This window comes from Lentzea pudingi, from assembly GCF_014646255.1.
Taxonomy (GTDB): domain Bacteria; phylum Actinomycetota; class Actinomycetes; order Mycobacteriales; family Pseudonocardiaceae; genus Lentzea; species Lentzea pudingi.
The window spans coordinates 85924-100348 of sequence record NZ_BMNC01000012.1 but is presented as its reverse complement, the minus strand read 5'-3'; the positions used below and the strand labels follow the sequence as shown (position 1 = coordinate 100348).

The 14425-nt window shown below is 68.5% G+C and carries 16 protein-coding genes and 2 riboswitches; of the genes, 11 read left to right on the top strand and 5 right to left on the bottom strand.

The genetic code is table 11. From position 1 onward, the window contains the following. The first annotated feature begins 276 nt into the window (after positions 1-276). Positions 277-519, top strand: a complete 243-nt coding sequence (locus tag IEY88_RS31965) for a hypothetical protein (protein ID WP_189158620.1) — start codon at positions 277-279, stop codon at positions 517-519. A gap of 122 nt (positions 520-641) precedes the next feature. Here the strand turns inward: IEY88_RS31965 and IEY88_RS31960 are convergent, their stop codons facing one another. Next, positions 642-992, bottom strand: a complete 351-nt coding sequence (locus tag IEY88_RS31960) for a hypothetical protein (protein WP_189158619.1) — start codon at positions 990-992, stop codon at positions 642-644. Between the two features lie 62 nt (positions 993-1054). Here IEY88_RS31960 and IEY88_RS31955 point away from each other — a divergent pair, with 62 nt between their 5' ends. Continuing rightward, on the top strand, positions 1055-1579 hold the full coding sequence (locus IEY88_RS31955) for a DM13 domain-containing protein (protein WP_189158618.1): 525 nt from the start codon (positions 1055-1057) through the stop codon (positions 1577-1579). A 215-nt stretch (positions 1580-1794) separates the two neighbouring features. Then, positions 1795-2745, top strand: coding sequence for an AraC family transcriptional regulator (locus IEY88_RS31950; protein ID WP_189158617.1), 951 nt, complete (start codon positions 1795-1797; stop codon positions 2743-2745). Here IEY88_RS31950 and IEY88_RS31945 read toward each other — a convergent pair. Genes IEY88_RS31945 through IEY88_RS31935 form a run of 3 tightly spaced genes read right to left on the bottom strand, consistent with a single transcriptional unit; the run spans position 2742 to position 6468 of the window. Next, positions 2742-4772 (bottom strand): 3-hydroxyacyl-CoA dehydrogenase NAD-binding domain-containing protein, encoded by a 2031-nt coding sequence (locus IEY88_RS31945; protein WP_189158616.1) that lies wholly within the window; start codon positions 4770-4772, stop codon positions 2742-2744. The genes IEY88_RS31950 and IEY88_RS31945 overlap by 4 nt on opposite strands. 3 nt (positions 4773-4775) lie before the next feature. Next, positions 4776-5978, bottom strand: coding sequence for an acetyl-CoA C-acetyltransferase (locus IEY88_RS31940; protein WP_189158615.1), 1203 nt, complete (start codon positions 5976-5978; stop codon positions 4776-4778). Positions 5979-6033: 55 nt separating this feature from the next. Continuing rightward, positions 6034-6468: a GNAT family N-acetyltransferase gene (locus tag IEY88_RS31935; RefSeq protein WP_189158614.1), complete on the bottom strand. Its 435-nt coding sequence runs from the start codon at positions 6466-6468 to the stop codon at positions 6034-6036. A 106-nt stretch (positions 6469-6574) separates the two neighbouring features. On the opposite strand from IEY88_RS31935, the gene IEY88_RS31930 reads away from it, so the two are divergent. From IEY88_RS31930 to glyA, 8 genes are all read left to right on the top strand, one after another. Further along, positions 6575-7711, top strand: a complete 1137-nt coding sequence (locus tag IEY88_RS31930) for an acyl-CoA dehydrogenase family protein (RefSeq protein WP_189158613.1) — start codon at positions 6575-6577, stop codon at positions 7709-7711. After that, a complete protein-coding gene (locus IEY88_RS31925; RefSeq protein ID WP_189158612.1) occupies positions 7708-8832 on the top strand; it encodes a CaiB/BaiF CoA transferase family protein in 1125 nt (374 codons plus the stop codon). Before IEY88_RS31930 ends, IEY88_RS31925 begins: the two co-directional genes overlap by 4 nt. Before the next feature lie 336 nt (positions 8833-9168). Then, positions 9169-9348 (top strand): hypothetical protein, encoded by a 180-nt coding sequence (locus tag IEY88_RS31920; RefSeq protein ID WP_189158611.1) that lies wholly within the window; start codon positions 9169-9171, stop codon positions 9346-9348. 164 nt (positions 9349-9512) lie between these two features. Then, positions 9513-10004 carry a transcriptional regulator gene (locus IEY88_RS31915; RefSeq protein ID WP_090012227.1) on the top strand — a complete coding sequence of 164 codons (492 nt, stop codon included), beginning with the start codon at positions 9513-9515 and terminating at the stop codon, positions 10002-10004. 174 nt (positions 10005-10178) lie between these two features. Then, positions 10179-10547, top strand: coding sequence for a hypothetical protein (locus tag IEY88_RS31910; RefSeq protein WP_189158610.1), 369 nt, complete (start codon positions 10179-10181; stop codon positions 10545-10547). A 14-nt stretch (positions 10548-10561) separates the two neighbouring features. Further along, positions 10562-10864 (top strand): DUF3817 domain-containing protein, encoded by a 303-nt coding sequence (locus IEY88_RS31905; RefSeq protein WP_189158609.1) that lies wholly within the window; start codon positions 10562-10564, stop codon positions 10862-10864. Positions 10865-10909: 45 nt separating this feature from the next. Further along, positions 10910-11000, top strand: a riboswitch (glycine riboswitch). Position 11001: 1 nt separating this feature from the next. After that, positions 11002-11089: riboswitch (glycine riboswitch) on the top strand. A gap of 99 nt (positions 11090-11188) precedes the next feature. Continuing rightward, a complete protein-coding gene (gene gcvT, locus IEY88_RS31900) occupies positions 11189-12283 on the top strand; it encodes a glycine cleavage system aminomethyltransferase GcvT (protein ID WP_189158608.1) in 1095 nt (364 codons plus the stop codon). Between the two features lie 13 nt (positions 12284-12296). Further along, positions 12297-13562 carry a serine hydroxymethyltransferase gene (gene glyA, locus IEY88_RS31895; RefSeq protein WP_189158607.1) on the top strand — a complete coding sequence of 422 codons (1266 nt, stop codon included), beginning with the start codon at positions 12297-12299 and terminating at the stop codon, positions 13560-13562. A gap of 168 nt (positions 13563-13730) precedes the next feature. Here glyA and IEY88_RS31890 read toward each other — a convergent pair whose 3' ends face one another. Beyond that, positions 13731-14405: a COG4315 family predicted lipoprotein gene (locus IEY88_RS31890; RefSeq protein WP_229693965.1), complete on the bottom strand. Its 675-nt coding sequence runs from the start codon at positions 14403-14405 to the stop codon at positions 13731-13733. Positions 14406-14425 lie beyond the last annotated feature (20 nt).

Genomic DNA, 14425 nt, shown 5'->3' with positions numbered 1-14425 from the left:
CCTGCGGTCATGCCCGCTGTCTTCCACGAGCGCTGTCAGACCTCGTCGCTAGGTTGGGTCGCGGGGGAGCCAAAAGCGCGGGGGACCCCTGCGCGAGCCTGCCTGCGGCGCTAGTTGCCCATGCTCTTGCAGGTTGGCGGGGGTAGTGGGTTCAGCGGGCTGCATGGCCAGCCTGACGAGGACGGCGGTGGTGTCGTCGTTTCTGTCGGCGGGGGTGGGGGTTGCGCCGGGTTTGGTGCCGCTGGGGGTGGGGTGGTGGTCTTTTGTGGCTGTTGCGTGTTCGGGGGCGAGCTGGTGGGGCTCGATGGTGCGCTGCTGCTGTTCGTGGTCGAGCTCTCCGTTGAGCTCGGCGGGGTGCTTTGGGTGGAGGTGGTCCACGAGGATGCGGGTGTTCTGCTCGACGGGTCTTCGCCCGCCGCTCCGTGGATCGCCATGCCCACCAGCACGCCGAGCAACGCTGACCCGAGCACGGCGGAACCGCCTGCGGCCCACAGTGCGCGCACGGCTGTCCTCCTCTGATGCTCACGGTGTGAAGTCGGGCGATCACGCTCTTCGGCAGCGTATCGGCTGGGCCGGTCGCAGGAGAACGCTCACCTGGATGCCTTATCGGCTCCTTGATGGCCCCGGTTGAGTGATCGCAGTCACTGAACTGTGATGCGGGCGAGTACCAAACTGGCCCCAGAAAGGCCTGCCACCAGCACTGTTCCCGTCAGATGCCACGTCGGAGCGTCACCCGAGCAGGTGAACACCTCGGTGAAGCGTTCCGTGGAACACGTGACGAACGGGACTGAGGAGAGGGCGATCGAGGCTGCCGCCACGCCGCCCAGGAGTGCTGAGCCGAACGTGCGCATGGCGGGGAACGCCGCGTTGGCCGTGCCTACTGCTGCGATGGCGAACAGGAGTGGCACCGGTCTGGGGAACAGGCCCGTCAGCGCGCAGCCGACCATCAGGACGCCGAGCACGGCCTGGCCGATCCTCGCCTGTGTCGCCACGGCTGAGCACCCTAACAACTCCGTAAGCTCTTTTCGGGCCGGTTTGGGCCAGTATTTTCGGTATGCGCCTTCGTCGATTCCTGATTCCCGTCTCAGTTTTCCTGGTCGTCGCGCTCGGGGTCGGGTTGTACCTGTTCCAGCCGTGGAGGCTGCTCACGGTTCGCGAAACGAACGAGGCGTTGCTGGTACCCACGGTGTCGGTGACTGCGCCTGCATCGACCTCCGTCGAGGCGCCCGTCGAAACGGCTCGGGAGGTCGCGATGGGGCAGTGGCGCTCTCTTGAGCACGCGACTACTGGTAAGGCAAGCCTTATCCGGCTGCCAGGTGGGGCGCATTCGGTCCAGTTCGCCGGGCTGGACACCAGTGATGGCCCTGACCTGTACGTTTACCTGTCTCCGCATGCGTCTGGCTCGTCCGAGAAAACGTTTGGTGAGGGATTCACCAGTCTTGGCAAGCTGAAGGGAAACCGTGGCGATCAGGTGTACGAAATTCCCGCCGGCGTTGATGTGTCCGCCATTCGGAGTGTCGTGATCTGGTGCCAGAGGTTCAGTGCGGGCTTCGCCGTAGCGCCGTTGGAACAAGCCTGAAACTTCTGGGGCCGGCAGTTCTCTTTCGCCATTGACTTTCCTGGTCTAGACCACATAGCGTCAACGTCAACGAACGCGACATCGTCCCTTGCCGGCGGGCGTGCGGAAGCCCCGTTGGCGAGGAGTACGGCTCACTGGGTGGGCCCACTGCGGCGGTGACGCGGCTCCAACTCTCCCCGGAGCCGCGTCACCGCCGGTGGCGTTTACTGTGGGTCGTGCACACCAGGACCGTGGCGATCCATTACGTGCGTGCGGCGTTGCGCGCGTGCCCGGAGCCGTCTGCCGTCCTGCTCGGTGCTGGCATTCCCCCGAGTCTTCTCGCGGACGACCGTGCGCGCGTCACGCCCGCTCAGTACACGAAGTTCATCCAGACGCTCTGGGAAGTCCTCGACGACGAGTTCATGGGCTTCGGGCCGCGGCCGTCCAAGCGCGGCACGTTCGCGATGATGTGCCTTCTCGCCGTGCACTGCCCGGATCTCGAAGCGGCGCTCAAGAGAGGGCTCGCCTTCTACGCGCTCTTCGACGAACCGCTGGAGCTCTCTCTCGACGGCGGACGCTTCACGCTGTACATCCCCGGCGACCCCGACCACTTCCTCACCGAGTCGCTGCTCGTGCTGTGGCACCGCTTCTCGTCGTGGCTCATCGGCCGCCGCATCCCCTTGCAGAGCGCCGAGTTCGGTTATCCGGAGCCCGCGCACGCCGCCGAGTACCACCTGATCTTCGGCTGCCCGCTGCGGTTCGGCGTGCCCGTCACGGCGATCACGTTCGACCCGAGGTTCCTGCGCATGCCGGTCGTGCAGGACGAGGCGGCGCTGCGGCGGTTCCTGCGGCACTCGCCTGCTGACCTGTTGTCGCGGCGGGACCACGGCGCGGACACGGCAGGGCACGTGCGGCGGCTGCTCGGGCGCGGGGTCACCGGGCTGGAGGCCGTGGCGGCGCGGCTCGGGGTGTCGGCGCCGACGTTGCGCAGGAGGCTCGCGGGGGAGGGGACGTCGTTCCGCGAGGTGCGGGAGCAGTTGCTGCGCGACCAGGCGGTGGCCTCGCTCGTGCGGGGCGGCGAGTCGGTGGAGGAGTTGGCGCTGCGCCTCGGGTTCTCCGAGGCGAGCGCCTTCCACCGGGCCTTCAAGCGGTGGACCGGGTCCTCACCCGGCTCCTACCGCGCCTAGAACTTGTCGCGCTCCCGCAGCGAGGCCGGGGGACGGAACCGTTCGCCGTACGTGTCGGCGAGGTAGTCCGCGCGCTCCACGAACGCCTGCACGCCGTAGGAGTTGACGAACTGCAGCGTGCCGCCGCTCCACGGCGCGAAGCCGAACCCGAAGATCGAGCCGATGTTCGCGTCCGCCACGGACGTCAGCACGCCCTCGTCCAGGCACCGCACGGTTTCCAGTGACTGCACGAACAGCAACCGGTCCCGCACGTCCTGCTCGGACACGCCCGCGTCGGCCTTCGCGTACCGGGTCGTGAGCTCGGGCCACAGGAACTTCTTCGAGCCGTCGGAGGGGTACTCGTAGAAGCCCGCGCCGGTCGACTTCCCGGTGCGCCCCAACGACACCAGCTCGCGGATGAGGTCGTAGGCCGGGCTCTCCGAGACGAGCGACGGGTCGTCGGCGAGCGTCTGGTCGTGGATCTTCAGCTGCAGCGACAGCGTCACCTCGTCCGACACCGCCAGCGGGCCGACGGCCATGCCGGACTTCTTGGCGACGTTCTCGATCAACGCCGGCGCGACGCCCTCGGCCAGCATCGTGATCGCCTCGATCACGTACGTGCCGAACGTCCGCGAGGTGTAGAAGCCGCGCGAGTCGTTGACCACGATCGGCGTCTTCCCGATCTGCCGCACGTAGTCCAGCGCGCGCTGGAGCGTCTCCTCGGACGTCTTCTCGCCGCGGATGATCTCCACGAGCCGCATCTTCGGCACGGGCGAGAAGAAGTGCAGGCCGATGAACCGCTCCGGCGCCGTCACCGCCGACGCGAGGCCGGTGATCGGCAGCGTCGAGGTGTTGGACGCGATGACCGCGTCCGGTAGAGCTTTCGACTCAGCTGCGGGCAGGACCTTGTTCTTCAGCTCGCGGTTCTCGAAGACGGCCTCGATGATCAGGTCGCAGCCCGCGAGGTCGTCGTCGGAGTCGGTCGGCGTGATGCCTTCCAGGCCCTGAGCGCCCTTCTGGGCGCCTTCGAGGCTGACGTCCTTCAGCACCACCTCGATGCCCGCCTTCGCGGACACCTCGGCGATCCCGGCGCCCATCATGCCCGCGCCCAGCACGCCGAGCTTGGCCACGCGCTTGCCGGTGGCGGACGCGCGGCCGTTGACCTCGTTGAGGTTGAACCAGAACGCGGTGATCATGTTCTTGGAGACCTGACCGGAGGCCAGTTCCACGAAGTAGCGGCCCTCGATCTTCAGCGCGGTGTCGAAGTCGACGTAGGCGCCCTCGACGGCCGTCGCCATGATCTTCTCCGGCGCCGGGTAGACGCCGTGCGACTTTTTGCTCAGCACGGCAGGAGCAGCAGCCAGGAGCCCATAACTGTTGGGGTCACCGAACTTCAGGTCCGGCACACCGGCGCCCTGCACGTCCCACGGCTGCGCCGGCGCCGGGTTCGCCTTGATCCACGCTCGGGCCTCGGAGATCAGCTCCTCGCGCGTCTCCACGACCTGGTGCACGATTCCGGCCTGCAGCGCGCGTTCCGGTCGCAGCTGCTTGCCCTCCATGAGCAACGGCAACGCCTTCTGCACGCCGAGCAGCCGCACCATGCGCGTGACGCCACCGCCACCGGGCAGCAGTCCCAGCGTCGCCTCGGGCAGACCGACGCGGATCTTGTTGTCGTTCAACACGATCCGGCGGTGTGAGGCGAGCGCGATCTCGAACCCGCCACCCAGAGCGGTCCCGTTGATCGCGGCCACGACGGGCTTGCCGAGCTTCTCCAGCCGGCGCAGCTGCGACTTGAGCTCCTCGACGCCCTCCAGTGCCTGCGAGGCGTTCTCCGGCGTGATCGCGATCAGCACGTTCAGGTCGCCACCGGCGAAGAACGTCTTCTTGGCGGACGTGATGATCACGCCGGTGATCTCGTCGGCTTCGAGCTTGGAGACCGCGTCGCCCATCAGCTCGCGGTACTCGTCGTTCATCACGTTCGCGGAGCCGGACATGTCCATCGTCAGGGTGACGATGCCGTCGGAGTCCTTGTCGTAGTGGAACGGCATGCCTCAGACCCTCTCGATGATCGTCGCGATACCCATGCCGCCGCCCACGCACAACGTGGCGAGGCCCCGGCGCAGGTCCCGGCGCTCCAGCTCGTCCAGCAGCGTGCCCAGGATCATGCAGCCGGTCGCGCCGAGCGGGTGGCCGAGCGCGATCGCGCCGCCGTTGACGTTGACCTTGTCCTCGGGGATGTCCATGTCGCGCAGGAACTTCAGCACGACCGACGAGAACGCCTCGTTGACCTCGAACAGGTCGATGTCCTCGACCGAGAGGCCTGCCTTGTCGAGCGCCTTGCGCGCGGACGGCGCCGGTCCGGTGAGCATGATCGTCGGCTCGGTGCCCACGACCGCGACGGAGACGATCCGGGCGCGCGGCGTCAGGCCGAGCGACTTGCCGGCGGCCGCGGAGCCGATCAGCATCGCTGCGGCGCCGTCGACGATCTGCGACGAGTTGCCCGGCGTGTGGACGTGCGTGATGCGCTCGACGGTGGGGTAGCGGTCGATCGCGACGGTGTCGTAGCCGAGGTCGCCGTGGAACTGGAAGCTGGGCTTGAGCTTCCCGAGCGACTCCACAGTGGACTCGGGACGGATCGTCTCGTCCTCCTTGAGCACCACCGTGCCGTTCTGGTCGACGACCGGTACGACCGACCGCTCGAACCAGCCGTTCTTCTGCGCCTCGAACGCGCGGGCGTGCGACCGGGCGGCCCACGCGTCGACGTCGGTGCGGGAGTGGCCCTCCAGCGTCGCGATCAGGTCGGCCGAGACGCCCTGCGGCACGAACGACAGGTCGAAGTTCGTGGCGGGGTCGATCGCCCACGCGCCGCCGTCGGAGCCCATCGGCACGCGCGACATCGACTCGACGCCACCGGCCACCACCAGGTCCTCGAACCCGGACGCGACCTTGGCCGCGGCGAGGTTCACCGACTCGAGGCCGGACGCGCAGAACCGGTTGAGCTGCACCCCGGCGGGACGCTGGTCCCAGCCGGCGGCCAGCACCGCGGTCCTGGCGATGTCCCCGCCCTGCTCACCGAGCGGGGACACCACGCCGAGCACGACGTCGTCCACCGCGGAGGTGTCGAGGGAGTTGCGTTCGGACAGCGCGCGCAGCACACCGGCGGCCAGCTCGACGGGCTTGACGCTGTGCAGCGACCCGCGCTTCCCCTTGCCGCGCGGCGTGCGCACCGCGTCGAAGATCAAGGCTTCGCTCATGGCACCACGCTAAGCCCGCGTGCGGGAGCTGGCCATGACCGTGGAGGGTGACCGATTAGCTCATCACGAACTCCATGTGTTCCGGCTCGTCGGCGTCAACGAACCCGAGGCGCTCGTAGAGCCGCCGAGCAGGTTCGTTGTCGTCGTACACGCGGAGCCGCACGACCTTCCAGCCCTCCTCGGCCGCCCAGGCCAGTACCGCCTTGACCAGCGCTTCTCCGACGCCGCGTCCACGATGCGACGACCGCACCCACATCGAGTACAGGTGGAGGCCGTCCGGCTTCGAGGCCGCGCCGACGAGACCCACGGGCTCAGGGGCGAGCGCGACCAGCTTCAGGTCCCGTTCGACGCTCTCCCGCCAGTCGTCCTCGGTGTACGCCTGCTCGCGGGCCAGCGTCGACCCGAACCCGTCGGGGTCCGCGGCCAGCGCCTCCAAGCGGACGTCGCGCCAGAGTTCCCAGTCGTCCGGCTGGACCTGGTGGATCTGCATACCGGTCAGTCTGAACGAACGGGGTGGGAATTTCGCTCAGTTTTCTCCGGCTGCGCAGGCGCGGCGGTCATGGCGTGGACCACCGCCCGGTGGTTTCGTGGACCGCATGGCAGAGCGTCGATCGCGGTGGATGGACAGCGACCTGGACCAGTTGCGCCAGCTCGCGCGCACGTTCTTCGAGAAGGAGGTCACGCCGAACGCCGAACGCTTCGCCGAGCGGAAGCAGGTCGACCGGGAGCTGTGGACCAAGGCCGGTGAGCTCGGGCTGCTGTGCCTGAGCATCCCCGAGGAGTACGGCGGCGGTGGCGGCACGTTCGCGCATGAGGCCGTGTTGCTGGAAGAACAGGCACGAGCGGGCGACAGCGCGTGGGGCAACAGCGTCCACAGCGGCATCGTCGCCCACTACCTCAACTCCTACGGCACCGAGGAGCAGAAGCGGCGCTGGCTGCCGAAGCTCGCGTCCGGCGAGTACGTCGGCGCGATCGCCATGACCGAACCCGGGGCGGGCTCCGACCTGCAGGGCATCCGGACGAAGGCGATCCGTGAGGGTGACGAGTACGTCATCAACGGCTCGAAGACGTTCATCACCAACGGCGTCCACGCGAACCTCGTCATCGTCGTGGCCAAGACCGACCCGGCGCAGGGCGCCACCGGCATCTCGCTGCTGGTCGTGGAGAACGACATCCGGCGCGGCCGCGTGCTCGACAAGGTCGGCATGAAGGGCCAGGACACCGCCGAGCTGTTCTTCGACGACGTCCGTGTGCCCGCGGCGAACCTCCTGGGCGGTCAGGAGGGCCTCGGGTTCGTCCAGCTCATGCAGCAGCTGCCGCAGGAGCGTCTGATCATCGGCGTCTGCTGCATCGCGGGCATCGAGGCTGCCACCGAGCTGACGCTGAAGTACGTGAAGGAGCGCACGGCGTTCGGCAAGGAGCTGATCAAGTTCCAGAACACCCGCTTCAAGCTCGCCGAGTGCGCCACCGAGGCGGCCGTGACCAGGGCGTTCATCGACGAGTGCATCGAGAAGCACCTGCGTGGCGAACTGGACGTGCCGACCGCCGCCATGGCGAAGTGGTGGGCCAGCGACCGGCTGAGCAAGGTCGTCGACGAGTGCGTGCAGCTCTTCGGCGGCTACGGCTACATGACCGAGTACCCGATCGCGCGTGCCTGGTCCGACGCCCGCGTCCAGCGGATCTACGGCGGGACGAACGAGATCATGAAGGAAATCATCGCGAGGTCCCTGTGAGCGGCCCTCTCGCAGGACTCCGCGTCATCGAGCTGGCCGGCCTCGCGCCCGCGCCGTTCGGCTGCATGGTGCTCGCCGACCTGGGCGCCGACGTGGTCCAGGTGCACAAGCCGGGGAGCCGCTCGACCATCCCCGGCGACTTCCTGGGGCGCAACCGGCGCTCGATCGCGATCGACACCCGCAAGCCCGAGGGCGCCGAACTGGTGCTGGAGCTGGTCGAACGCTCCGACGTGCTCGTCGAGGGCTTCCGGCCGGGCGTCACCGAACGGCTCGGCATCGGCCCGGCGCAGTGCCTGGCCCGCAACCCGCGCCTCATATACGGACGCATGACCGGCTGGGGCCAGGACGGGCCCCTGTCCGACCGCGCGGGCCACGACATCAACTACATCGCCGTCGCGGGGGCGCTGGAACCTCTCGGACGGGCCGGCGGGCCGCCGTCGTTCCCGATCAACCTGCTCGGCGACTTCGGCGGGGGAGGGCTGCTGCTGGCCCTCGGCGTGCTCGCCGCGCTGTATGAAAGGGAACGCTCCGGGCGTGGCCAGGTCGTCGACGCGGCCATGGTCGACGGGGCGGCGTTGCTGACGACGTTCCTGCACGGGATGCGGTCCGCGGGCATGTGGCAGGGCGGACGCGGCGAGAACATGCTCGACGGTGGAGTGCCGTTCTACGACGTCTACGAGGCCGCCGACGGCAAGTACGTGGCCATCGGCGCACTGGAGGAGAAGTTCTACGCCGACCTGGTCCGCGTCCTGGGGCTCGAGGACGCTCCGTCGCGCAACGACCCAGCGAACTGGCCTGAGCTGCGCGAACACATCGCGGCGGCGGTGAAGACCCGGCCGCGCGACGAGTGGGCGGACCTCGCGTGCGACACCGACGCGTGCCTGGCTCCGGTGCTGACCCCCGCCGAGGCGGCGCACCACCCGTACAACGCGGCCCGCGACACTTTCGTGGACGTGTCCGGCTCGCCGCACCCGGCGCCGGCACCCCGCTTCGACCGCACCCCGGCGGACGTTCCCACGGCTCCGGTTCCGGCCGGGACGAACACCGGGGAAGTGCTTGCCGGCATGGGTGTGGCGGAGGCTCGAATTGTGGAACTGCGGCGGTCTGGAGTAATTGGATGAATGTTCGGGTGCGCATTAATAGCGCCACGAAGGCGTGACGGTGCGTGATGGGGGACGATCGGCATCCGGGTGAGGCCCGGTGCAACAGTCTCTCTTCCAAGCTGTGGGATGCGAGGGAGTCCGTGTTCACCTCGTGCCCAGGACATCGGCGCTGTTGACGCCCCTCTTTAGCCGCCATTCGGGTGACGTTGGCCGCTGTGCAGGCGTGCGCCGCTGGCAGAACCTGGGAGGAGTTTGGCGTGGTCGTTGTTCATCGGCCGGGTGAATGGGGGACCATGGCGGGTGACACGGGCGGTCAGCCGCCCGACGGTGAACCACACGGACGGAGAGGTACCTGTGAACCTCAAGAAGGTGCTAGTGCTGGCGGGCGTCGCGCTGGTGCTGTTCCTCCTGATCACCCGGCCCGAAGAGTCCGCCTCGGCGGTCCAGACGGCTCTCGGCTGGCTGCGGGAGGGCGCGGAGTCGATCATCACCTTCATCAGGAGCCTCTTCGGGACGACCACCCCTCTCAGCTAGTGACGGACGGTGATCCTCGGCCGTCTGCGTTGAGCCGGACGGGTGGAATGAGGCCAATCACGCACTGGTAACGGGTGTTCTGGCGATTCAGGGTCTGGCGATTGTCAGACCTACCGAATACCTTCCGCTGCAATGGCCGATCCCCGACCGACGAGGAGGCACATATGGTCGAGGACTCCGGGGTCCACGAGCTGTTGCAGCAGTGGGCGGCTGAACGGTCTGATGACGCAGAGATGCAGGAGGTGAACCGGATCAAGAACGCGTGGCTCGCGGAGGCTCCCCCCTCGGCGCCAGGCATCCCCGTGCAGCGGGGAGGCAGGAGCGGGTCGCGTGGCTTGGTCAAGGTCGACTCGGCGGATCCGGCCTACGTGGCCGCGATGCGCAAGCGGGCGCCGGAGGCACCCGAGGCACTGCTCGCCGCCGCGGCGAGCTACTGGCAGCTGGTGGGCGACGTCGCCGAGGCCGAGCAGTGGTGGGACGCGGGCATCAGCCCGTTGGACCAGCGCGCGCTCGACTACCGCGCGGCCGGCCTGTCTCCTGCCGATCTCGGGAGGCGCCTGGGACCGATGACGGTTCTCCAGCACCTTCGTCGTGGCTCCGCCGCGGCCTGGTGCGTCGCTCGTCTGCAGAGGCAGCGCCGGGACGGCGTCGCATAGGCTCCACAAGCGGGAGCCGTGTGCTCGCGGAACGCGCTCGCCGCAGCTTGTTCCGCGTGTCCTGTGGGGGCCGAGCCCTCACACCCCAGCCGGAGGGAAGCCCCCGGACCCCCCCAACGGGTCGGCCTCCGCCCAGGAGGCCCCACCCAAGCGTGGACTTGTAGTGTGGAGGTCGTGCGCGGCCTCCTTACTCCCCAACGTGTGCTGATCGCGTTCGCCTGTCTGGCGGCGCTGGTCGCCTGTTGCGGGCTCGCGTGGTGGCAGTGGCAGCGCTTCGAGTCCGCCAGCGGCACGTTCCAGAACCTCGGGTACGTGCTCCAGTGGCCGCTCTTCGGTCTCTTCCCCCTCTTCATGGTGTGGCGGTTCCGCCGGTTGGCACGTCAGCGGCGTGACGAGGATCCGGTTGCACCTGCTCCCAGGCCGGAAAGTACGGTTGTCGCCGTCAAACCCGCGCCTGTCGAGCACTTCGACGATGACGAAGACGCGGAGCTCGCGGCCTACAACCGCATGCTCGCGGACCTCAACGCGCGGGACGGTCGTTGAGCGAAGGCGGGCAGATGAAGGGTGCGTTGACCCGGTTCAGGGTCATGGCTTACGTGGTCGGAGTCTTCCTGCTGCTGCTGGTCGTGGCGATGGTGCTCAAGTACGCCGCGGACATGGGTGGCGCGATGAAGGTCGTCGGCCCGATCCACGGCTTCCTCTACGCCATCTACCTGGTGATTTCCGTCGACCTGGCGCTCAAGCTGCGCTGGTCGATCAAGGGCACCCTGCTGGTCCTGGTCGCCGGCACGATCCCGTTCCTGTCCTTCTGGGCGGAGCGCAAGGTGGTCGAGAAGACCGCGCAGGGCGTGCCGCTGTGACGTTCGGCCTGCTAGCGTCTGGGGCTACCAACTGAACACGGCCGTCGATGTCGCGCGGGAGAGCTCCCTTGAGTGGGAGCACCGTAGGAGCAACTCCTCCCCGGAATCTCTCAGGTACAGGTACCGCGCGACGAAGGCAACTCTGAAAAGCAGGCTGCGAGGCAGCCTCGCCCACGGTGCAAACCACTGCGGTGGTGAAGCTCTCAGGCTCATGACAGAGGGGGAGGCTCGCTCTAGTGAGGAGTCTCCGATGGACCGTGTCATTCTTCTGATGCCTCAGCCGGCCGCGTCCGGCTCTTCGGCGCACCCTGGAGGAGCGTTCTGATGTCCCGCCTCACGCCTCTGAACGCCGAGCACGAGCAGCTCGGCGCGATGTTCACCGACTTCGCGGGCTGGCGGATGCCGCTGCGCTACTCGTCCGAGCTCGCGGAGCACCACGCGGTGCGCACCACCGCGGGCCTGTTCGACCTCACGCACATGGGTGAGATCGTCCTGACCGGTCCGCAGGCGGGGGAGGCCCTCGACTTCGCGCTCGTCGGCCACATCTCGGCGCTGGCCGTCGGCAAGGCGCGCTACACGATGATCACGCAGGCTGACGGCGGCGTGATCGACGACCTGATCGTGTACCGCCTGGGCGACCAGGAGTTCATGGTCGTCGCGAACGCCTCCAACGCTTCAGTGGTGGCTGAAGCACTGGTCGAGCGCGCTGCCGGTTTCGACACCGTCGTGACCGACAAGTCCACGGACTACGCGTTGATCGCCATCCAGGGGCCGAAGGCGGTCGAGATCCTTTCCGGGCTGACCGACACGGACCTGTCGACGGTCAAGTACTACGCCTCGTACCCGTCCGCCGTCGCCGGTGTCGACGCGCTGCTGGCCCGCACCGGGTACACCGGCGAGGAGGGCTTCGAGCTGTTCGTCGCGCCCGCCGACGCGCCGGCCGTCTGGGCGGCTCTGCTGGAAGCCGGTCAGGCGCACGAGCTCAAGCCGTGCGGGCTCGGCTGCCGCGACACGCTGCGCCTCGAGGCCGGGATGCCGTTGTACGGCAACGAGCTCACCACGTCGCTGACGCCGTACAACGCGAACCTGGGCCGCGTCGTGAAGCTCGACAAGCCGGGCGACTTCGTGGGCCGCGACGCCCTGACCAAGGTCGCCGAGTCCGGTGTGGACTCGGTCCTGGTCGGACTGAAGACCCCCGAGCGCCGCGCTCCGCGCCACGGTTACGCGGTGCTCAACGGCGACGAGGTCGTGGGCGAGGTGACGTCGGGCGCGCTGTCCCCGACCCTCGGCTACTCCGTCGCCATGGCCTACGTGACCAAGGCGAGTGCCGAGCCGGGCACCCAGTTGCTGGTCGACGTCCGCGGCAAGAAGCAGCCGGTCGAGGTCGTCGCACTTCCGTTCTACAAGCGCGCCAAGTAGGGAGATCTTCCAGATGTCCGACCAGTTCAACGCTTCCCTCGCGGAGTACGACCCCGAGGTGGCCGAGGCCGTTGCGGCCGAGCTGGCACGCCAGCAGGGCACGCTCGAGATGATCGCCTCGGAGAACTTCACGCCCGTCTCGGTGCTGCAGGCCCAGGGCTCGGTGCTGACGAACAAGTACGCCGAGGGCTACCCCGGCCGCCGCTACTACGGCGGCTGCGAGCACGTGGACGTCGTCGAGCGCCTCGCCATCGAGCGGATCAAGTCGCTCTTCGGCGCCGGCTTCGCGAACGTCCAGCCGCACTCGGGCGCGCAGGCCAACGCGGCCGCGATGTTCGCGCTGCTCCAGCCCGGCGACACGATCCTCGGCCTGGACCTCGCGCACGGCGGCCACCTGACGCACGGCATGCGGATCAACTTCTCCGGCAAGCTCTACAACGTCGTGCCGTACCACGTCGCGGACTCCGACGGCCGCGTCGACATGGCCGAGGTCGAGCGCCTGGCGCAGGAGCACCGCCCGAAGCTGATCGTCGCGGGCTGGTCCGCCTACCCGCGTCAGCTGGACTTCGCCGAGTTCCGCCGCATCGCGGACTCGGTCGAGGCCTACCTGATGGTGGACATGGCGCACTTCGCCGGCCTCGTGGCCGCCGGCCTGCACCCGTCGCCCGTGCCGCACGCGCACGTCACGACGACCACGACCCACAAGACCCTCGGCGGTCCCCGTGGCGGCGTGATCCTGTCGAACGAGGCCGACATCGCCAAGAAGATCAACTCGGCGGTGTTCCCGGGCCAGCAGGGCGGCCCGCTCGAGCACGTGATCGCGGCGAAGGCCGTGGCGTTCAAGCACGCCGCCTCGCCGGAGTTCGCGGACCGCCAGCGCCGCACGCTCGAGGGCGCGCGGATCCTGGCCGAGCGCCTGTCGCAGGCGGACGTCGCCGAGGCCGGCGTGAAGGTGCTGACCGGCGGCACGGACGTGCACCTGGTCCTCGTCGACCTGGTGAACTCCGAGCTCGACGGCAAGCAGGCCGAGGACGTGCTGCACCAGATCGGCATCACGGTCAACCGCAACGCCGTTCCGAACGACCCGCGTCCGCCGATGGTGACGTCCGGTCTGCGGATCGGCACGCCGGCGCTCGCGACCCGCGGGTTCGGCGAGGCCGACTTCACCGAGGTCGCCGACGTGATCGCGGAGGCCCTCAAGCCGAACGCGGCGATCGACGAGCTGCGTGCGCGCGTCGAGGTGCTGGCGGCGAAGCACCCGCTGTACTCGACTCTCTGAAGCTGAACGACGAAGGGGCGCCACCGGGAGATCCGGTGGCGCCCCTTCGTGTCGTGCGACCCCTGGAGCGAAACGACGGGAACCCCGGCCCCTTCCCCAGGGCCGGGGTCTCACCGTGTCAGGGTGTTGTGTGTCTCAGATGGACCGTCCTAACGGGATGCTGTGGGGTTACGCAGCGGGAGCCGTCACACCGGGCGGGAGGCACTCGACGTTGCGCTTGCCGTCAGGCTGGATGACGAACCAGGTGCCACCGACGCCCTGGCCCTTCCACGCGCCCGGCTTCGGGTCCTGCGAGTAGGCGTAGAGAGCCCAGCCGTCGATCGCGACCTGCTTCTTGCCGTCGGCGCGGGTGATCAGCGAGACCAGCTTCGGGTCGATGCCCTCGACCTGCGGAACCGCGTCCGCGAGGAGCGGCGGCCACGTCGTCGCGCACGTGCCGTTGCAGTTCGACTTGCCTTCGGGCTTCGGAACGTCCTTGTCGAAGCGGTACATCGTGCGGCCATCGCCGTCCTGGACGACCAGGCCCATCTTGTCCACAGGCTTGCCGACCAGCTTCAACGTGCTGACCGGAGCGGCTGCCGGAGGCTGCGCGGCCGGTTGCGCCGCAGGGGTTTCCGGGGCCTGCTGCTGCACGGGAGCCTCGGGGACGGCGGCGGGTTCCTGGAGCACGGGGGGCTGACCCACGTCGCCGTAGTCACCGAGGACGCCCAGGTCGGTTTCGGTTTGTGCCACCGGCTTGGAGTTCGTGCCACCGCCCGTGGCGCTCCAGACACCCAGACCCAGCACAACTGCGAGTCCCGCGGCGAGCCCGATGGCAATGCGGTTACGTCGGATCACACTCATGTCCTCCTTGCTTGTCCATC